The 19,666-nt window shown below is 41.0% G+C and carries 21 protein-coding genes and 3 tRNA genes; 21 read left to right on the forward strand and 3 right to left on the reverse strand.

Going from position 1 to position 19,666, the window contains the following annotated elements; all coding sequences use genetic code 11:
- The first annotated feature begins 87 nt into the window (after positions 1–87).
- A complete protein-coding gene (gene spoVT, locus GSM42_RS12530; RefSeq protein ID WP_160802045.1) occupies positions 88–630 on the forward strand; it encodes a stage V sporulation protein T in 543 nt (180 codons plus the stop codon).
- A gap of 114 nt (positions 631–744) precedes the next feature.
- Here spoVT and GSM42_RS12535 read toward each other — a convergent pair whose 3' ends face one another.
- Positions 745–1,137, reverse strand: coding sequence for a hypothetical protein (locus GSM42_RS12535; protein WP_160801884.1), 393 nt, complete (start codon positions 1,135–1,137; stop codon positions 745–747).
- 288 nt (positions 1,138–1,425) lie between these two features.
- Between GSM42_RS12535 and GSM42_RS20645 the strand changes: the two genes are divergently transcribed.
- A complete protein-coding gene (locus tag GSM42_RS20645) occupies positions 1,426–1,533 on the forward strand; it encodes a hypothetical protein (RefSeq protein ID WP_338055294.1) in 108 nt (35 codons plus the stop codon).
- Between the two features lie 400 nt (positions 1,534–1,933).
- Complete coding sequence (locus GSM42_RS20650; protein WP_237446592.1) at positions 1,934–2,353, forward strand: RNA-guided endonuclease TnpB family protein; 420 nt, start codon at positions 1,934–1,936, stop codon at positions 2,351–2,353.
- Positions 2,354–2,672: 319 nt separating this feature from the next.
- On the opposite strand, the gene GSM42_RS12545 is transcribed toward GSM42_RS20650, so the two are convergent.
- A complete protein-coding gene (locus tag GSM42_RS12545; protein ID WP_160801885.1) occupies positions 2,673–3,020 on the reverse strand; it encodes a hypothetical protein in 348 nt (115 codons plus the stop codon).
- 180 nt (positions 3,021–3,200) lie between these two features.
- Between GSM42_RS12545 and GSM42_RS12550 the strand changes: the two genes are divergently transcribed.
- The 3 genes from GSM42_RS12550 (at position 3,201) to GSM42_RS12560 (ending at position 6,015) form a co-directional block, all read left to right on the forward strand.
- Entirely contained in the window at positions 3,201–4,790 is a 1,590-nt protein-coding gene (locus GSM42_RS12550; protein ID WP_160801886.1) for a putative polysaccharide biosynthesis protein, read from the forward strand.
- 127 nt (positions 4,791–4,917) lie between these two features.
- Positions 4,918–5,193 carry a hypothetical protein gene (locus GSM42_RS12555; RefSeq protein WP_160801887.1) on the forward strand — a complete coding sequence of 92 codons (276 nt, stop codon included), beginning with the start codon at positions 4,918–4,920 and terminating at the stop codon, positions 5,191–5,193.
- A 663-nt stretch (positions 5,194–5,856) separates the two neighbouring features.
- Complete coding sequence (locus tag GSM42_RS12560) at positions 5,857–6,015, forward strand: hypothetical protein (protein WP_160801888.1); 159 nt, start codon at positions 5,857–5,859, stop codon at positions 6,013–6,015.
- A 355-nt stretch (positions 6,016–6,370) separates the two neighbouring features.
- On the opposite strand, the gene GSM42_RS12565 is transcribed toward GSM42_RS12560, so the two are convergent.
- A complete protein-coding gene (locus tag GSM42_RS12565) occupies positions 6,371–6,541 on the reverse strand; it encodes a hypothetical protein (RefSeq protein ID WP_160801889.1) in 171 nt (56 codons plus the stop codon).
- Between the two features lie 133 nt (positions 6,542–6,674).
- Here GSM42_RS12565 and yabN point away from each other — a divergent pair, with 133 nt between their 5' ends.
- The 15 genes from yabN to hslO all read left to right on the forward strand — a co-directional run bounded on the left by yabN (position 6,675) and on the right by hslO (position 19,647).
- A complete protein-coding gene (gene yabN / locus GSM42_RS12570) occupies positions 6,675–8,156 on the forward strand; it encodes a bifunctional methyltransferase/pyrophosphohydrolase YabN (protein ID WP_160801890.1) in 1,482 nt (493 codons plus the stop codon).
- Positions 8,143–8,400 (forward strand): RNA-binding S4 domain-containing protein, encoded by a 258-nt coding sequence (locus tag GSM42_RS12575; RefSeq protein ID WP_160801891.1) that lies wholly within the window; start codon positions 8,143–8,145, stop codon positions 8,398–8,400. The genes yabN and GSM42_RS12575 overlap by 14 nt, the downstream gene beginning before the upstream one ends.
- Before the next feature lie 71 nt (positions 8,401–8,471).
- A complete protein-coding gene (yabP, locus tag GSM42_RS12580) occupies positions 8,472–8,756 on the forward strand; it encodes a sporulation protein YabP (RefSeq protein ID WP_160801892.1) in 285 nt (94 codons plus the stop codon).
- Positions 8,753–9,298, forward strand: coding sequence for a spore cortex biosynthesis protein YabQ (yabQ, locus tag GSM42_RS12585; RefSeq protein ID WP_160801893.1), 546 nt, complete (start codon positions 8,753–8,755; stop codon positions 9,296–9,298). The genes yabP and yabQ overlap by 4 nt, the downstream gene beginning before the upstream one ends.
- On the forward strand, positions 9,279–9,653 hold the full coding sequence (locus GSM42_RS12590) for a septum formation initiator family protein (protein ID WP_160801894.1): 375 nt from the start codon (positions 9,279–9,281) through the stop codon (positions 9,651–9,653). The genes yabQ and GSM42_RS12590 overlap by 20 nt, the downstream gene beginning before the upstream one ends.
- Before the next feature lie 125 nt (positions 9,654–9,778).
- Positions 9,779–9,855: transfer RNA gene (locus tag GSM42_RS12595), tRNA-Met, on the forward strand.
- 7 nt (positions 9,856–9,862) lie between these two features.
- Positions 9,863–9,939 (forward strand) — tRNA-Met (locus tag GSM42_RS12600).
- 13 nt (positions 9,940–9,952) lie between these two features.
- Positions 9,953–10,029, forward strand: a tRNA-Met gene (locus tag GSM42_RS12605).
- Between the two features lie 89 nt (positions 10,030–10,118).
- Positions 10,119–10,607 carry a DUF402 domain-containing protein gene (locus GSM42_RS12610; protein WP_160801895.1) on the forward strand — a complete coding sequence of 163 codons (489 nt, stop codon included), beginning with the start codon at positions 10,119–10,121 and terminating at the stop codon, positions 10,605–10,607.
- Between the two features lie 265 nt (positions 10,608–10,872).
- Positions 10,873–13,314 (forward strand): stage II sporulation protein E, encoded by a 2,442-nt coding sequence (gene spoIIE, locus GSM42_RS12615; protein ID WP_160801896.1) that lies wholly within the window; start codon positions 10,873–10,875, stop codon positions 13,312–13,314.
- Between the two features lie 149 nt (positions 13,315–13,463).
- A complete protein-coding gene (tilS, locus tag GSM42_RS12620) occupies positions 13,464–14,855 on the forward strand; it encodes a tRNA lysidine(34) synthetase TilS (RefSeq protein ID WP_160801897.1) in 1,392 nt (463 codons plus the stop codon).
- A gap of 81 nt (positions 14,856–14,936) precedes the next feature.
- Positions 14,937–15,485 (forward strand): hypoxanthine phosphoribosyltransferase, encoded by a 549-nt coding sequence (gene hpt, locus GSM42_RS12625; protein ID WP_160801898.1) that lies wholly within the window; start codon positions 14,937–14,939, stop codon positions 15,483–15,485.
- Positions 15,486–15,888: 403 nt separating this feature from the next.
- Complete coding sequence (ftsH, locus tag GSM42_RS12630) at positions 15,889–17,871, forward strand: ATP-dependent zinc metalloprotease FtsH (protein ID WP_160801899.1); 1,983 nt, start codon at positions 15,889–15,891, stop codon at positions 17,869–17,871.
- Positions 17,872–17,998: 127 nt separating this feature from the next.
- Positions 17,999–18,766 (forward strand): type III pantothenate kinase, encoded by a 768-nt coding sequence (locus GSM42_RS12635; RefSeq protein ID WP_160801900.1) that lies wholly within the window; start codon positions 17,999–18,001, stop codon positions 18,764–18,766.
- An 11-nt stretch (positions 18,767–18,777) separates the two neighbouring features.
- On the forward strand, positions 18,778–19,647 hold the full coding sequence (gene hslO, locus GSM42_RS12640; protein WP_160801901.1) for an Hsp33 family molecular chaperone HslO: 870 nt from the start codon (positions 18,778–18,780) through the stop codon (positions 19,645–19,647).
- Positions 19,648–19,666 lie beyond the last annotated feature (19 nt).

Consider the following 19,666-nt stretch of genomic DNA (forward strand, 5'->3'; position numbering starts at 1 on the left):
TCTCCGCATAAGATGTTACCAGCAGATTCATACTAGGCTTATAAGACAAAAAGAACCAAGGAATTCAGATCGGAGGCAACTATGACAATGAAAGCAACTGGCATCGTCCGTCGAATCGACGACCTTGGACGTGTAGTCATCCCAAAGGAAATTCGTCGGACACTTCGTATACGCGAAGGAGATCCCTTAGAGATTTTCGTAGATAGAGATGGAGAAGTTATACTGAAAAAGTATTCCCCTATCGGCGAACTAAGTGATTTTGCCCAAGAATATGCAGAAGCTCTATATGAAAATATACAACAAACAGTTTTAGTGTGTGATCGTGATAGTATTATTGCAGTTGCTGGAGGTTCTAAAAAAGAGTATATGGAGAAACCGATCAGCACCATGATCGAATCAGCCATGGAAGCTCGCCGAGCCCAGCATGAATACAATGGCGGGATAGCAGAAATTGTTAAAGGAAACTCAGAAGAATATGCTTCTTATATTATTGTACCTATCAATGCAGGTGGAGACCCAATTGGAGCAGTAGTATTGATCGCGAAGAAAGATGGCAACAAAATGAGTGAACTCGAAAGCAAGTTAGCGAGTACAGCAGCTACCTTTTTAGGAAAACAGATGGAGAATTAAGACAACCCAAAGGTTTACATAAGCGCTGCTGGAGCATGTTCTTATTTATATTCTATGTTCTTTTTGTATAAATCAGCGGCGGTGCACCTATCAGGTACACCGCCATTACTGTTGTTACATATAGGGAGTTGTTTCTCGAGACTGCTCCATATCAATTAGGTCATCGGGGGTGACCTTACTGGAACCGAAGTTGAGTTCTGTTACTTCGAATACCTTGGCTCCAAACTTATCTCGCAGATACTGGCCGTTCAGTCCCATTTGCTTAACTGGATGGACTTTATTCTTCCTGTTTTTCGGATTCCTCCATACATGATCCGAATACATTTCGAATATGTTTCCCTTGATCGGAGTGAATTCCAGCTTCTTTTCATCAAAGTCAGCACCGACGAGAATATAGCTCCAGTCTTTACGAGTATCCTCTGTATAGACCACAACAGCATAGAACGCGGGTCTGTGAATTTCTCCACTATGAAGTTCCGGCTGAAACTTTACGGTAACGATAGACATGAGTCTCCTTATTCCCTAAATGTCACAACGGTTGTCCCTAATTATAACATTGCGAGCGAGGAAACTCACTATTTCAATCATGGGATGAAAGCGAGCACAGATGGGGGTTAAACTTTGTTTCCTCTCAGAAGCCTGACTATTTTATGGATTACTTGACAAATACGAAATATAATGTTCGGAGAATTCCAACTAGGAGTTGATCCTATGCATAAAGCATTTCCTACTGTCTTCGACCAACCAAACCACAAGCAATGCTGATTCACAAAATCCATCGGCTGTAGCTGTTTTGTGTTTAACTATTTTCTTGATGAATGGAACAAAGTGTATCAAGAAACGGGGAAAGGGCTAACCTATACCACCTGCTCCTGTGCCCTGATCCAAAAAAGCGGAAGTTAACATGGTTGAAAGAAGTGGATTCCACTTCCCTGCAAAACACACTCCAGCATCTTTCGGATGCCTTCCAACGCTTTTTCTGAAAACAAAACCATACTCCACGGTTCAAAAGTAGGAAAAATCCAGTACAAGCATATACCAGTCAGTGTAACTATTTCAAAAATAGCAGACCGACCATCGAAATAGAGGGGAACAAATCAAATTGCCGAAATTAGGCTGGGTAAAGTTGGTTCCATCGTGAGCAATAAGTGGTCGTATTCTGTCCGCCACAATCCATCGTACCCGAGCGGAGAAATACAAATCTCCATTCTTTGTGAGGGGTGCTATTTTTGCGATCCATCCCAGCGAGAAAGGAAGCCGTTGGCATCGATTTAGGTCTTGAAAGACTTTGGCATTTTCGATTATGGAACGAAATGGAGTCCGAACCGATTTTTTCGCACACTATGAACAAAAGCTAGCAAATACGCAACGTACGATGACACGAAGAAAAAAAGATGGTTCCAACTGGCAGAAAGCCCGTATCAAAGTTGCTCGCCTCCATGAAAAAATCACCCATGCCCGTCATGATTTTTTACATAGCAGATCGACGAAACTGGTGTGCGAAAGCCAAGTCATCCATATCGAAAGTTTGCAAGTGAAGAACATATGGAAAAGCAAAAAGCTGGCGAAGTCGATCACCGATGCTTCATGGTCGAAGTTTGTTTCGATGTTGGAATACAAAGCGAAAGAATATGGAGGGAAATTGGTGAAAGTAGGGAAATCCTTTCCCTCCAGTCAGCTTTGTTCGTGTTGTGGTCATCGAAACAAAGAAATGAAGCATTGAAACTATGAGCATGAACTTGATCGAATTGTAATGAGTACCATGACCTAGATATCCATGCAGCCAAGAACAATTTGCAAGAAAGTAGAAGATTACTTGCCGTGGGGCTCACGGTCTAAGCTTGATAAACTTCCTTGGAATACCAAGGATTACCCAAGAATTCCTCGGCTTTAGTCGTGTGGAGTTGTCAAAATACAAATAGATTTGAACAACATAGAAGTTTATATATTTGTATATGTTTTTGTGTATAATCGAAGATTATCACTTAGGAGGATAAAAAAATTGACGGCGGTGTACCCATGGGCACACCGCCTCCTCGTTTTTACATATAGGGCTTTTTGCGTGTAGTTTTTTCCTGCTCCATTAGATATCCAATGGAGATAGTGTGAGGGCTGTCTGCTTCCTTGTAGAAGGTAAGAGAATGGATATCGTAAATCACTCGATTCCGAACTTTCCGCACTTCCAGTCCGCTCAGAGTAAGTTCACTTAGCGTATACATCTGTGTGCTATGACGTTGCCCAAACTGGAAAGTCCCACTTCCCTGCTGAGGAGAGAATTTCAACTCCGAAGGGAGAAATGATGCACCCTTAAGGAAATAAGTAAAGGATGACTGCTTGATTTCCATAAGAAAACCAGCTCCCACACTTGAAGGATAGATCTCAACGCGCATACGAGCTCCTCTGCAAGTCTATATAAACAACAGGATTACTTCCATTTTACGATGTCACATGATTTCATACAAGGAAGAGGTAGCATCTGTCAAAGTGAAGGGTACATGACAAGCAAAGAAGATGTCTGTTATATTATCATGGTCAAGAGATCCGAAATCGTCAGATAGCAGGTGTTGAAGTTGGGGAAAGTACAGCGTTCCTTTTTAACAGGGGCTTTGATTCTTAGTGTTGCCACCATGATTTGTAAATTTCTAGGTGCTGTTTATCGTATTCCTTATCAGAATATTACTGGTAATGAAGGGATGTATGTATATAGCCAAGTGTATCCGCTTTACAGTGTATTGTTGCTCTTAGCAACAGCTGGTTTTCCGCTGGCAATATCCAAGCTTGTCTCTGAAAAGATTGCCATACAAGATTACGCAGGTGCAAAGCAGATATACCGTGTCTCGATGATAATTTTGTTTGTTATGGGATGTTTCGCATTTATTACTTTATATTTTGGTGCACCAGTCATCGCTTCTTGGATGGGAAGCCGTCAGCTTCTTACACTACCGATCAAGGCTGTTTCTTTTGCACTGCTCCTTATTCCTTTTACCGCGGTTTTGCGTGGAGTATATCAAGGACAGCAAGAAATGATGCCTTCAGCAGTTTCCCAAGTTTCTGAACAATTGGTGCGCGTTATTACCATACTCGTTTGTGCTTGGTATGCGATGAGTTCTGGATTAGGTGTGGTATATGCAGGAGCTGGTGCTGTTTTTGGTGCGACTACGGGAGCTTTTATTGCTTTGCTCGTTTTGCTTCTATATAGAAGCAAAAGTGATGGATTTTCGGCTATGTATGTATCAGAGGGAGCTTATAAACAAAGTCATTGGGATGTTCTTCGAGCGCTTTTTGCAATATCTATTCCCATATGTATCAACTCTTTGCTATATCCGTTGTTTGGGTTAGTCGATTCCTTTACGATTGCCAACTATTTAGTAGATGCAAATTGGAGTGTGGCTTCCTCTATCGATGCAAAAGGGATTTTTGATCGTGGAGGGCCATTGTTACAATTTGCTGCGTTTTTTGCTACTGGCATTGCACTATCAATTGTTCCTGCTATGACTGCAGCCAGACAACAAGGACACCAAAAAGAAGTAGAAAATCGAGCAAATTTAGCGATTCGATTGACTTTGATGTTAGGGTTGCCTGCATCCATCGGACTTGCAGTTGTATCAATGCCCACAAATGTAATGTTATACAAAGATGCGGCTGGTTCTGATGCATTGCTGATTTTAGCGTTTTCTACCATATTTGTGACCCTTGGTGTGACGTCAGCAGGTATTTTGCAGGGGTTGGGACATGTCATACTTCCAGCAATTGCGATTGTCATTGCGGTCATAGCGAAATGGATGTTTAATTTCTTTCTGATCTCCATCTGGGATATACGAGGCGCAGCACTCGCAACGGTTCTTGCTTATGCCATTGGTGCGGGGATAAATCTTTGGATATTAATGCGAGCAATTTTCTCCATACGTCCACCGTGGTTGAAACTACTAGTAACCAATGGTTTTTTAGCAATAGCTGCTTTCTCGATGAAAACAGGATTGCTCTGGATTACATCGAGTATGGAAAGTGAACGTCTTGCTATGACCATCACCAGCCTTGGTTCTGTCCTAGTAGGAGTAATAGTATACCTTTGGGCTGTCATTCGTTTTCAGTTGATTGCAGAAGAGGAACTCGCCATGGTTCCAAAGTTGCGAAAATGGTTTGGGCAGAGGAGAAAATGATAATAGATAATGGATATTTCCGACATTTCCAAAAAGTATCTACTCTAAAAAATCATCAGTAAAAGAGCCGGTTTCTGAGGTCAATGTCAACTTAGGCATGATTGACAGTAGGGAGAACGGTGACAGCGTGATCGCTGCACAGATCACGTCACTGAATATAATCTGTTTCCGAGTACGAGAGGATCACCAAGGTGGCGGTTGGTCTAGTGAGTGCCTCCAACCCCTTCTTGCACCTCGTTCCCTCTCAGAAAGAAGTCCCCATCGTTACTCGCAGGAAATAGGACATGCGGACGATCAAGTTTCTTTGCATCACCAACAAGCTGACGTTCATCCGACCTGTGGCTTCACTGGGAAGCCCCGTATCCAGATGCGTAACATTTCAAGGGGAAACGCAGCATCATGATGGGTGGTACCATCATCTGATCGGCAACTTGTTAGTCGCCATCCTCAACATCACTATCGGTGGTTGTAGCAGCCGGCACTGTTGTGGGGAATATATAATGTATCTGAATAGGAAGTCCATTAATTAGGTGGTGGCTCATTTGCTGGAAATGGACTAACAGTTTATCAAAATGATGATAGATCAAGTCAGCTTTCACACCAGTCACTACAGCAATTTCTCTATTGGTTTCTCTAGTAAATCTTTATTAGCAAAAAATGCTTAGAGCTGCTTCTATGCTTTGGATGCGACCAGCATCTGCCTTCTGGCTATAACGCCATTCCCCATCACTAAATTATGTACACACTTCCTCAAAATAAATTTACCCCGTAAGAAAACCGAAAGGCGATAGTGGTCTAAAGAGATCCAAAATTTGTATAATTTGATATAATAATAAAAAGATGTCTCACTCAGAGAATATCTTTTTTTATAACATACCTTGAATAGGGGACTGCTTTCACTGGCTCCATATGGCTAGCACGTGGATTGTTAGTTGTATGTAGCCAGTGAGGGTTGGTCTAGTAAATCTGATATCAATTAGGGATTGGTTGAGACGATAAAACGACTCCCAGTTATCTAGTTGCATGCTAGGACGCTTTCCTCCCGCTGGCGCAGGAGTGGAAAACAATGACTTGGAAGGAACGCAGATACGGAAAAAAGGAAAAGCGTGCAGCTCTTCGAAAGCTGATTTTCGAAGGCCTATCGCTGGAGCGAGACATTGGTTTTGCAAAAGCGAAGGAGAAACGAAAGGCTGCAAGAGCAATGCGCAGAGAAGCAAAAGGATAGACCGTTTCTCCTCACCTTATGTGTAGCTTCCACTATAGTTGTTGCTGCTGAGCTTGTGGTGAGTTTCGTAAAGCGACTAGGCAGGAGTCAGACCTATCAGGTTGTTAGTTATGAGATAGATAGCTCCGGCTGTCTATCTTATTGGATTGTAAATCCCCATAATATTCAGAATAATAATAATCGAGATACCTACATAATAACGAATCAGGCAAGAAGTAATACCCCTATCACTGTCACCTGTTGTTAATCATAAGATAGATTATTGGGCAGGTATAGTAATTATAGGATTAATAAACATGATCTTCAACTATAAAGATTTCAATTCAACGGAGCTATTCAAAAGCAACTTATTTTCCTATGTAAAACAAAATAATAATCCAGAATAAACACCGATGAGAAATAGCTTTAATGATAGACCATATTCTTTATTAGCTTTTCGTCTTTCCCTGAATGTTTGATACAAAGTTCCAGTGAAAAAGCTCATTACTACTCGGGAAACCAGCGTAATAAAATCGATTTTTTGCATATATCCCCCTCAGGAATTTGTATACTTACACTATATCACTTTCAACTCTCCCGTAGAACCGTTCGAACTCCTTCCGCTCTACATGTTATGATATATCTTAAAGAAGAAAAGAGGCTTGGAAAGGAAGGTAGCAGTGAATCCAAAAATTACAATTGTTGGTTTGGGATTTGGTAATGAGGACAGCCTGTCCATTGGTACATGGAAAATCCTGCAATCTGGTGATCCTATTTATCTGCGAACGCAAAACCATCCCATTACCCCTTGGATGAGACAGCAAGGTATTGAGTTTGCAGGTTTTGACCATGTTTATGAAAAGCATGATCAGTTTGAACCGGTTTATCGCGAAATAGCGGATGAGCTTCTCCGATTGGCGGACGAACACGATCAGATTATATATGCAGTCCCCGGTCATCCGATGGTGGCGGAGCAGACTGTTCAGCTCCTTCTAGAAGATGGACAAGCCCGTAATACTGAGATTGATGTACAGGGAGGGGGAAGTTTTCTGGACATCGCATTTGCGAGGTTAGGGGTTGACCCGGTGGAAGGATTTCAATTGCTAGATGGGACTGATTTGACGGACGGTCATGTGTTGGTACCAAGTCAACATATTTTGATCGGACAAGTATACAGTTCCTTTGTCGCATCTGATGTAAAGTTGACCCTGATGCAAGTATACCCAGATGATTATGAAGTGGTGATTGCAGATGCATTAGGAGTATTAGGACAAGAGAAGATCATCAAAGTTCCTCTCTATGAACTCGATCGTCAGGATTGTTTTACAAACTTGACCAGTATATATGTCCCTCCTGCTAGAGAAGACTCGATTTATTACAGGCAGTTCTCTTATTTGGTAAACATTATGCGAAAACTACGTAGTCCAGAAGGCTGCCCTTGGGATCAGAAACAAACCCATGAATCACTTCGATCTTATTTAATAGAAGAAGCCTATGAATTTATTGATGCTATTAACCAACAGGACGACAGTGCCATGGTGGAAGAGCTGGGGGATGTGTTATTACAAGTGATTTTCCACGCTGTTGTCGCAGAAGACCGGTATGGATTCAGCCTTAGCGAAGTGATTGAAACCCTAACAGAAAAGTTGATCCGCAGACATCCTCATGTATTTGGGGCAGTGCAGGCAGACACACCTGATGAAGTAATCCAAACTTGGGATGAAGTGAAGAAATCAGAAGGAAAAAGAAAAAAAGCCTCCATTCTGGATGATATCCCAAAATCATTTCCAGCTGTCCTAACAGCATATGAACAACAAAAAAAAGCAGCAAAAGTCGGCTTTGATTGGGAAGATGTAACTGGAGCCTTAGATAAGATGAAAGAAGAACTGAAAGAGTTAGCAGAAGCCCCAAATGATCTTGAGCGAGAAAAGGAGTTAGGGGATGTTCTGTTCACCGTGGTCAATATAGCGCGGTTCTATAAGGTTGATCCAGAAGTAGCCTTGTACCAAACTACTCGTAAGTTTGACCGTCGATTCCGTTATGTGGAACAACGGGCGAAAACAAGCGGTCAGCCGCTGGAGGAGTGTGGCATCGATCAATTAGAAGTATGGTGGCAAGAAGCAAAGCAAATCGAAAAGGATGAGATGAATGAGATTGGATAAGTTTTTAAAAGTATCACGGATGATCAAGCGTCGTACACTAGCAAAAGAAGTGTGTGATGGAGGGCGGGTCTCGATCAATGATAAAGTAGCAAAGGCTGGCTCAGAAGTAAAGGCTGGAGATATATTAACCATTCGGTTTGGGCAAAAATTGGTCACAGCTAAAATTGAACGCATCGCCGATAATGTCTCCAAAGATATGGCAGATACGCTATATACAATCGTCAAAGAAGAAGCAGTTCATTAATTTCCGTTCTAATCCTTAGGTTGTCCCCATAAGTTATACCAAAAGAGTTTTCGGGAAGGGGACATAAGGATATGGTACAGGATAGCAATAAGCACCATGAACTAATCTTGACCAACCGCAATGAATTAGAGGTTAGTGGTGTGACAGGAATAGAGAGCTTTGATAGCGAAGAATTTTTATTATCTACGGAATATGGATATTTAGGTATTCGCGGACAAGAATTACATCTAAAGAATCTTGATCTGGAGCAAGGGATTGTATCTATTCGTGGTCAATTTTTAGATATTAGTTATTTGGATGTCAACCATCCAAGATCAGATAAAACCAAAAGTGTATTGGGACGGTTATTCCGTTGACATTAGGTACACAATGGATGACGCTGTCGTTGATGTTTGCTTCAGGAGCACTTTTAGGTGTCTTTTTAGATGTATACCGTGTCTTGACTCGAAGATTTACGCTTCGAGGCTGGCCGATCTCCATGATCGATTTGCTCTTTTGGGTATCTTCTGCGTGTTTTGTTTTTGCGGTATTATTATGGAGTAATTGGGGCGAGATGCGATTTTATATTATGCTCGCTATCATAGCTGGAATTTTATTTTACCTTCGTCTATTAACAAAACCGGTATCCCATGTATTAACCAAGCTATTGCAATTTGTAGAATGGTTAATCACGAAGCTGATTCGAATAGTAGAAGTTGTCATCTGTCGTCCCATTGTTCGGCTGTGTAGCCTTCTTTGGCGTATTACTCGAGCAATTCTTCTTTTTATTTGGAAAATAATAACAAAACCGTTATTATGGTTACTAAGTCCTTTGATTACCTTTTGCCGACCATATACCACTAAGTTGAAAAATTGGTGGGCTAGCCGAAAGAAAGGAAATGATGATGAACCTGAATAACAAAATACTTCGGTTTCGATCACCTGAACCTCATGTGGAAACTGGGACTATCCCCAAGTCTTTACCCCCAAAACTGCATCCGAAAGTGAAACGCCGACGTTTGATCTGGCTTGTACTGATGGTCTTGTTTTTTGGATGGTGTATTATTCAGTTAGTAATGCAGGAGATCGAAATCTCTCAAAAAGAAGAACTCTTACATAAGCGTCAGCAAGAGTTGGCTACCATGGAGTCTAATACTAAGAAATTAAAAAAAGATGTAAAGCGTTATCAAGACAAAGATTACATGATGGAACAAGCACATAAACATGGGTATGGAAAGCCCGGTGAAAAGAATGTTCAGGTTGAAAATGAATAGATAATGAAGGGTGTGCATGGTGCACATCCTTTTGTATGGGTGAAAATAGATATGACCAGTGAGACAAATTTTGTTCTTGACTTTTCTTTATGATTTATACTACAATAAAGTCTGTTCGCTGATACCGCGGGGTGGAGCAGCTCGGTAGCTCGTTGGGCTCATAACCCAAAGGTCGCAGGTTCAAATCCTGCCCCCGCAACCAATATTATCACAGGGTGGAGCAGCTCGGTAGCTCGTTGGGCTCATAACCCAAAGGTCGCAGGTTCAAATCCTGCCCCTGTAACCAATACTATAAGTTTGGCGGCGTAGCTCAGCTGGCTAGAGCGTACGGTTCATACCCGTGAGGTCGGGGGTTCGAGCCCCTCCGCCGCTACCAAAAGAAGAGAGGAGAAGGCGGAACACAACCTTAGTTCAAGGTTGCGTATAGCGCCTTCTCTTCTTGTATGGAAGAGTGGGAAATATCTGGTGAATGTGGTAATCAAAAAGGTAAAGTTTACTACTATAAATAAGACCTATACCGAAAAAGTTCGTGATTGGCGCGGCCGGTCCTGCTTTTCCACTCAGTATGCCAACCCAGATGGCAAACGAATTTTTCATACTTACTACTTTGTGAAGAAAGGATATACCATTTCCAAGGTCTTTCACAAAAATGGTGAGTTCATGTATTACTATTGTGATGTGATGGAAATGAAAGAGGTCTCTCCCATGCGATATGTGATGGTAGACCTTCTACTCGATCTCATCGTATACCCAGATGGCCGCTATCATTTGATTGATGTTGATGAATTTGCTGATTCTATTGATAAAGGTCACTTGCGTAAGCGACAGCAGGTACATGCTCTACGAACACTGGATACCATGTTGCAACTTCAAACCAAACGCAGATTGGTCCCTCGTTTTGTCCAAGATGCAGAAATGGTTCCGATTATTCCAAAGCCAATTGCTCGAAAGTGAGTTTTTCGACATAGAAAGATTGTCAATTGAGAAGTTTTGTCGGAGAATCCGTTCACACCTTCGATATCGACACGATAAGACGAAAAAAGAGGCGAATTTTTCCCAATGAAAGGGAAGATTCGCTTCTTTTTTTTTTCTTATCCTTTACGTTATCTAATCTGCCCCCTTTGTCGGAAAGTTTTTTTTGATCTCCAGCCGTTTTGACAAACATTTTCAGAATCGCAACCTATAATGGGAACACAAATAAGACAAACGGGGGTCTATTATGTCATTTATGAAAAATATTCTTTATCGTCCTTCATTTTTAGAAAAAGGCTGGGTGAAAAGATTTTCCCACCAATTAACGAAAATGTGGAATTTTCCAGTGCTTGCAATGGGTTTTTTGCTAGGTCGTGCCACCATTTTAGACACAATGTCACCATTTGCATTAGCTTACCTGGCAGTGCTTTTTCATCTTGGAAGGCGAGAATGGCCTTTGGTAATGCTAACTTTACTTCTGGGGGCTGCTACGCTTGGACCGATGGCCGCTGTGAAAATGACAGGTTTTTTTATGGTATTGTTTATCGTTCACAAATTGTTTCATTGGCTAGGTCGTGGAAGTTTGTCTTCAACCCCGTTTGTCGTAATGATCAGCAGCACCGTGGGCCACCTAATAGAATTAAGTTGGCAACCGTACACTCAGTATCCATACTTGCTCGCAGCAGTTGATATCTTACTCAGTTTTATTCTTACGTTTATTTTTGTCCAATCATTACCCCTATTTACCGTCAAAAAAAATCGGCTTGGGTTAAAACACGAAGAGATGGTTTGTTTGGTCATTTTGATGGGCTCTGTGTTGACAGGGATGATTGGCTGGCATATAGGAGATCTATCGATTGTTCATATTGCCTCCCGTTATATGATATTGGTCTTGGCACTTGTTGGAGGTGGGATGTTAGGTGCATCGATGGGAGTTGTAACTGGTCTAATTTTAAATTTATCTGATGTAAAAGCAATCTTAGAAATATCGTTACTTTCTTTCTCTGGATTATTGGCTGGTTTGTTTCAAGAAGCCAGAAGAATTGGTGTAGCAGTAGGATTTTTACTTGGTTCTTCGATTTTGTCACTGTATCAAGCAGGTGGTGGTAACTTTTGGATATCACTTGAAGAATCTATGATCGCCATATTTGCTTTCTTCTTGACAAGAGAGGCGGTTTTTTTAAAAATTTCGCGATTGGTTCCTGGAACTTTTGAAAACCAGATGGCGCATCAAGAGTATATTCGTCGACTTAGAGATGCCACAGCTGGAAAAGTTGAAAGATTTACCGAGCTGTTTTATGAATTGGCAGGAAGTTTTCGCGAAGATGTATCACGGAAAAGACAGGACGATGAAGAGCAAGTGAACCAGTTTATTGGCAATATTATGGGAGAAGCATGCATGGGGTGCCGGAGATTTAGTGATTGTTGGGAGAAAAAAGTAGTAAAGACGTATCAAGGAATGACTAATTTACTTACATTGGTGGAATCGAGTGGAGATGGTCCCCTACCTGTTCCTCCATCTTGGGCTGATCACTGTATCAGGCCAGAAAAAGTATTGGAATCATGCCAAGCTCAGTATTCTTATCACCATGAAAGAGTTTATTGGAAAGAGAAAATCGATGAATCAAAAAAAATAGTATCTGATCAACTCAGTGGAATGGCAGAAGTTATGGAGAAGTTAACAAGAGAGATTCGGCATGAAGCACAAGTATTAACGGTACAGGAAGACCAAATACATTCTTCATTAGAAAGATTAGGCGTAGCCATCCAACGAGTGGATGTGTTGAATTTGGCAGAAGGTAAAGTAGAGATAGAGATTGTCATGCCACATATAGATGCGCTAGATGAATGCAAAAAGCTTATTGCGCCATTATTGACAGAAATAATAGGTGAACCGATCAATGTACACCGAAAGATGGTGCAAGATGGAGTATCAGGAGCTATTATTACGCTCGGATCGGCTCAAAAATTTGAACTAAAGACAGGTTCAGCTGTTGCAGCTAAGGGAGGTGCTGTAGTTTCAGGAGATAGTTTCTGCTCTTTGCACTTAGGAACAGGAAAAGCTGCTATTGCGATTAGTGATGGGATGGGAAATGGACAACGAGCACAAGAGGAATCTAGTGCAGCATTAAAATTACTACGGAGATTGCTACAAGCTGGTATGAACGAAGAGCGTGCTGTAGATTCAGTGAATTCTATTTTATCTTTACGCACGATGGACGAGATGTTTGCCACGATTGATCTTGCTATGGTCGATTTAAACTCTGGTAGAGGTAGATTTATGAAGATCGGTTCTACACCAGGATTTATTAAACGAGGAAAAAAAATTATGAAGCTGGCAGCTTCCAGTCCGCCAATTGGAATCTTAAAGGAGATTGATGTGAAGCCCATTGACTTACAGCTAGAGCCTGGAGATATTTTGATCATGATGAGTGATGGTGTCTATGATGCTTCTCGCCATGCGATGAATAAAGAGGCATTTATGAATCGCATTATTCATGAAATTGATACAAAAGACCCACAAGATTTTGCCGATTGTTTGCTCGAAAAGGTAATTCGTCAACATCAAGGCGCGATTCATGATGATATGACGGTTGTTGTTTCCAAAGTAGAACGTTATGCTCCAGAATGGTCTTCGATTCGAATTCCTGGGATAAGAAGGATCGATCGTACAGTAGTAAGTAATTAATATCAGAAAAATAAACGATATGATTATTCCAAGCTGTATCGAAATAAGCGGAATCAATCATATCGTTTTTTCATATTCTTAGTCTTTTTATTGGAATTAAAGTTGTATATTGATAAAATGAGGTCACTATTTAGTTATGAGGTGGCAAGTTGTTTTTAGCAAAATTGGAATCGGAAATTAAGCAATATCAGCTTTTTAACAATGGTGAAAAAATATTAGTTGGCGTGTCAGGTGGAACTGATTCGATTGCACTGCTTCATGGTTTGGTCCGACTTGCTCCTGAGTATAGATGGCAAATTCATGTTGTTCATGTCAATCACCAGCTTCGAGGGGAGGCAAGTGACCAAGATGCTGATTATGTAGCAAAATTCTGTGAGAAATATCAAATCCCTTATCAAATTAAAAAGGTTGATGTACAAGCAAAACGAGCGGAGGATGGAGGTAACAAACAAGCTATCGCTCGTCAGTTGAGATATCGGGCTTTTCAAGCAGTTGCACAAGAACAAGGAATAAAAAAATTAACCTTAGCACATCACGCTGATGACCAAGTAGAAACCATGGTAATGAGGTTAATCAGAGGAACAGGTCCTAGTGGGTTAGTAGGAATGAAAAGAATTCGTGTTTTAGGAAGCATACAAGTTGTTCGTCCCTTGCTTCGTATTTACCGAAAAGAAATGGAAGATTATCTAGAGGATTGCCAAATAGTACCACGTGAAGATGAGTCCAATCAATCCACACTCTACACGAGGAATCGGCTGAGGCTGGAACTAATACCAGATTTGATGAGTTATAATCCACATGTGAAGCAAGCACTATTACAACTAGGAAGTTTAATAGAAGAGGAAGAGGAGGTTTGGCAAAAGTGGACAAATGAAGGAGTAGCGTCCATTTCAACCAAAGTAAGTGAACAAGAGTATTTAATTGATATTAAATCCTTTCTTTCTTACCCCGTTGCTTTACAAAGGAGAATGGTTAAACTAATATTAAATTGTCTAACCGATGAAAATCTACCTTATCATTCAATTGAACAGGTGTTACAATTAGTGGTACACCCATCTCCCTCGGTATGGATTTTCCTTCCCGGTGGAATAAAAGGAGTAAGATCTTATGAGAAACTCCGTTTGACCAAAGATTACATAAATAAAGCGGAAGCAGAGTGGATTTTTCCTCTCCAAATTCCAGGAATTACTTACTTGCCACAGGGTGCGATTCAATCTATTATTTCTTCAACACCTTTTCATTCTGATACTCGTGAATCTCCTCACAAAGCTGTATTTGATGCAGAACAACTAGACTTGGCTCATTTATCAGTTCGAAATCGTCGAGCAGGAGACCGTATTAGGCCATATGGGTTTTCTGGGCACAAACAGGTGAAAGCTTTGTTTATGGAGAAGAAGATTCCTCTGAGTCAGAGGAATAAACAGCCAATAGTAGTAGTAAAAGATGAGATTGTATGGATTCCTAATATTCGACGGTCTGCTATTGCTCCTGTCACTCCAGAAACTTCCCGTTTTCTCATGCTTCAATGGTTGGAGAAATAGGGTATTTGTTAGGAAGTTATACATATTGGAAACGGAAACAAAGGGAACAGTTTTTACAAGTCGTCTGGAGGGAATATTACTTTGCATCAAGATGTGAAAGAGATTTTAGTTTCAACAGAACAGATTCAAGAAAAGATTATTTCATTAGGTCAACAAATTACAAATGATTACCAAGAGAAAGACTTACTATGTGTGTGCATATTAAAAGGAGCAGCCCCATTTATGGCTGATCTGATCCGGCAAATTGATCTTCCGATGGAAATTGATTTCATGGCCTGCTCTAGTTATGGAACATCAACGAAATCATCGGGAGAGGTTAGGATTTTGAAAGATCTTGAATCATCCGTTCAAAATCGTGACATTCTTCTCGTAGAAGATATCATTGATACAGGGCTTACTCTGAGTTACTTGGTTGATTTGTTTAAAGGACGCGAAGCTCGTTCGGTGAAGACTGTTACACTGCTCGACAAGCCGTCCAGACGGCAAGCAGATTTAGTTCCTGACTACTTTGGTTTTCAAGTGCCAGATAAGTTTGTTATCGGATTTGGACTTGATTACGATGAAAAGTATAGAAACTTGCCTTACATAGGAGTTTTGAAAGAAGAGGTATACAATACAAAAATCACTTGATTTTGGTTGGAAATTGATAGGAGTGTAGTCGAGCATTTTAACTTGTGCTAGAATGAACAAGTGCTCTTTCAGGAAGCAGAACACATTTTTTTATTATTATTGCCAATAGGATTACTTGGTTACGAGAAAACCGCTCAGCACAATGTGCAATAAGGCGCTCTTTACCAAATGATCTATCAATATCTACACCGCTGGGAATTCTTATACTAGGTGCAGGAACTACAGGAGCATGCCTCCTGTAGTGCGGGTAGGCTGTCAACCTGCCCTGATGTATCGTCACGCTAAGGTCAGAGTCGAAAGACGCTCGCATGACTGGACAGATACAAGCTCCCACCTCAAAGTTAAAATAGGTGGCGGGTCGTTGACATAAATGGACTGATATGGAATGGAGAGGAGGCCAAGGATGAAAAACTACTTCCTCAGAAATGGTTTATTGTATGTTACTCTCATCCTTGTTATTGTTGGTGTTTTTAATCTCGTAGCCAATACGAGCTCAGCTACAAAACAACTAACGTATAGTGAATACCACAATCTGTTAAAAACAAAACAGATTGAGAGTGTTGTGATTCAACCAGAAGGTGATACTTATCACATTACTGGTAAGTATAAAAACAATAAAACGAAATCGTTTGTAACACAAGGTCCTCTAGGTTATGGATCAACTGTTACACAAGATTTGCAAAAATACAATGTGAAGTTCTCTGTGGAAAAAACGAAAAGTGATTCCATTTGGATTTCTATCTTCACATCGATTATTCCCATTGTTGGTGTAATCATTTTATTCCTTTTCCTGATGAATCAAGCTCAAGGCGGCGGTAGCCGAGTGATGAACTTTGGGAAAAGCAAAGCACGTTTATACAACGAGGAGAAGAAGCGTGTTACATTTAATGATGTAGCAGGTGCTGATGAAGAGAAGACAGAGCTTATTGAAATTGTTGATTTCTTGAAAGATAATCGGCGCTTTGCACAGATGGGTGCACGTATTCCAAAAGGTGTTCTTCTAGTCGGACCACCAGGGACAGGGAAAACCTTACTGGCACGAGCGGTTGCTGGAGAAGCAAAAGTACCATTTTTCTCTATCAGCGGTTCCGACTTCGTAGAAATGTTTGTTGGGGTTGGGGCATCCCGCGTACGTGACTTGTTTGAACAAGCGAAGAAAAACGCTCCTTGTATTATCTTTATAGACGAAATTGATGCTGTAGGTCGTCAACGAGGTGCAGGTCTTGGTGGAGGTCACGATGAGCGTGAGCAAACCCTTAATCAGTTACTTGTTGAGATGGACGGATTTGATGCCAATGCTGGTATTATCATCATGGCAGCAACCAACAGACCAGATATTTTAGACCCTGCCTTGTTACGTCCTGGTCGATTCGACCGTCAAATTTTGGTCAACCGTCCGGATGTACGTGGTCGAGAAGAGATCTTAAAAGTGCATGCACGAAACAAACCGATAGATGAAAGTGTAAAACTTTCCGTTGTAGCACAGCGAACAACAGGTTTCTCCGGGGCTGATCTCGAAAACTTGCTCAATGAAGCTGCATTGCTTGCTGCTCGTGAGAACAAACGAAAAATTACGATGTTAGAGATTGATGAAGCAGTTGACCGGGTTATCGCAGGTCCTCAGAAGAAGAGCCGTGTTGTCAGCCAAAAAGAACGCCAGATTGTTGCTTACCATGAAGCCGGACATGTTATTGTCGGGTATTATGTGAAAAACGCGGACACGGTACATAAAGTTACGATTGTGCCGCGTGGTCAAGCTGGTGGATATGCGATGATGCTTCCAAAAGAAGATCGTTATATCGCTACCAAAGGCGAACTGCTTGATCGTGTTACTGGATTACTTGGTGGTCGAGTAGCTGAAGAAGTTGTGTTTGGCGAGGTAAGTACAGGAGCAAGCAATGATTTTGAACGGGCAACTGGTATTGTTCGCTCTATGATTACCGAGTATGGAATGAGTGAAAAATTTGCGACCATGCAGTTTGGCAGAACCCAAGGTCAAGTCTTCCTCGGAAGAGATTTGGGTCATGAGCAAAATTATTCTGATCAAATCGCTTATGAAATCGACACTGAAATGCAAGAATTGATCAGAAAATGTTACAATGAAGCGAAACAAATGTTGACTGAACGCCGTGAACAGCTTAATTTATTAGCTGAAACGTTACTTACACGTGAGACATTGGATGAAGAACAAATCAAGCAACTATTAGAAAATGGTAAGATCGATGACGATGTAGTTGTAACTATCCAAGGCAAAGAAGAAGCATTGAAAGAAGAACCAAAGGTTGAAGAAATACAACCTCCAAATACGAATTCGGAAGAACCAAAAGCAGATGAAATTCACATCGATGCACCAAAAGAAGAAGAACCACCAAAAAAAGATCAGTAATAGATAAAAAACCTAGTATGGACACTCGATGGGAGAGGTAAAAAGGCTAGAGGATTCCTTCCTCTGACCTTTCCTACCTTTGGAGGTCATACAGGTTTTTTTCTTTGGGGAGAAAAGGAGTAAAAAAATGTTACTCGTAATGGATGTTGGAAATACCAATATTGTTTTTGGGATTTATGATCAAGAAAAACTGTTACACCATTGGAGAATGCAAACAGACCGGAATGCGACAGAAGATGAATATGCGATGACATTTAAACATTTGTTGTCTCATGTTGGTTTAGAGTTTTCGCAAATCAAGGGAGCAATACTTTCCTCCGTTGTCCCACCGATAACTTATGTGCTTCGAAAACTAAGTGAAAAATATCTAATGCTCAGCCCTTTGGTTTTAGGACCTGGCGTAAAAACTGGATTGCATATTCAAACAGATGACCCACGAGAAGTGGGAGCTGACCGGATAGCCAATGCTGTAGCTGCAGTAGAACTATATGGAGCACCAGCTATTATCGTAGATTTTGGTACAGCAACAACCTTCTGCTATGTGGATGAGCAAGCTAGATATTTTGGAGGAGCAATCGCTCCAGGAGTACAAATATCTGCGGAAGCTTTGTACCAACGAGCTGCTAAATTGACGAGAGTCGAAATTGTTCAACCAACAGAAGTGGTAGGTAAAAATACCGTCCATGCGGTACAATCTGGCATTTACTATGGATATGTAGGTTTGGTTGATGGGATTGTCAGTAGAATGAAAGAGCAATCAGTAGTTACCCCGACTGTTATTGCAACAGGAGGTTTGGCGAGTCTTATCTGTCATAGTACTCAGACCATTGATAAAGTAGATCCACTGCTGACACTAGAAGGTTTGAAACTCATCTATAAACGAAACTTAAATTAGGAGGTTCCTAAATGGATTACACTACTCGTGCAATTTCTGCTGATGGATATGTACGCGGATTTGCTGCACTCACCACAAACCTTGTACAAGAATTACAGAAGAGACATTTTACGTTTCCAGTAGCAAGTGCAGCACTTGGAAGAACGGTTACGATGGCATCTTTGCTAAGTCTAACGATTAAAGATAAAAAAGAGCGGATCACCATACAAGTGGAGGGGGATGGACCACTAGGACGTATCGTTGCAGAAACAGACGGTGAGAGTAATATTCGTGGCTATGTCGACAATCCTGATGTTCTTATTCCGTTAAAGGAAAATGGGAAGTTGGACGTATCAGGTGCGGTGGGTCAGGGTTCTCTTTATATAACACGAGATCTAGGTTTAGGTAACCCATATCAAGGGGCTTCACCCATTGTTTCTGGAGAACTCGCCGAAGATTTCACTTATTACTTCACTTCTTCTGAACAGACACCTAGCTCAGTAGGACTTGGAGTTTTGGTCAATCGTGATAAAATCTTGGTTGCTGGTGGATATATGGTGCAACTTTTACCCAATGCACCCGAATCTGTAATCGATATGTTAGAAGCTCGAATAAGCAAGATAACATCTATCACAGATCTATTGGCAAAAGATATAACACCAGAACAACTGTTGCAGCAAATTATGGGTGATGATACACGGTTTTTAGAGAAGAAAGAAACCCGTTTTGGATGTACTTGTTCTCGGGATAAAGTGAAAAACATGTTGGTTAGCCTAGGAGAAAAAGAATTAACAGCTATTGTGGATGAAGTTGGTGAAGCAGAGGTTGTCTGTCATTTTTGTAATGAGAAATATCAGTTTAATAAAGAAGAATTATTAGAAATCATAGGATCGTTGGATTGACAATTTATTCATGTAGTTG

Origin of the sequence: Shimazuella alba, from assembly GCF_009831235.1 — a bacterium.
Taxonomy (GTDB): Bacteria; Bacillota; Bacilli; order Thermoactinomycetales; family Thermoactinomycetaceae; genus Shimazuella; species Shimazuella alba.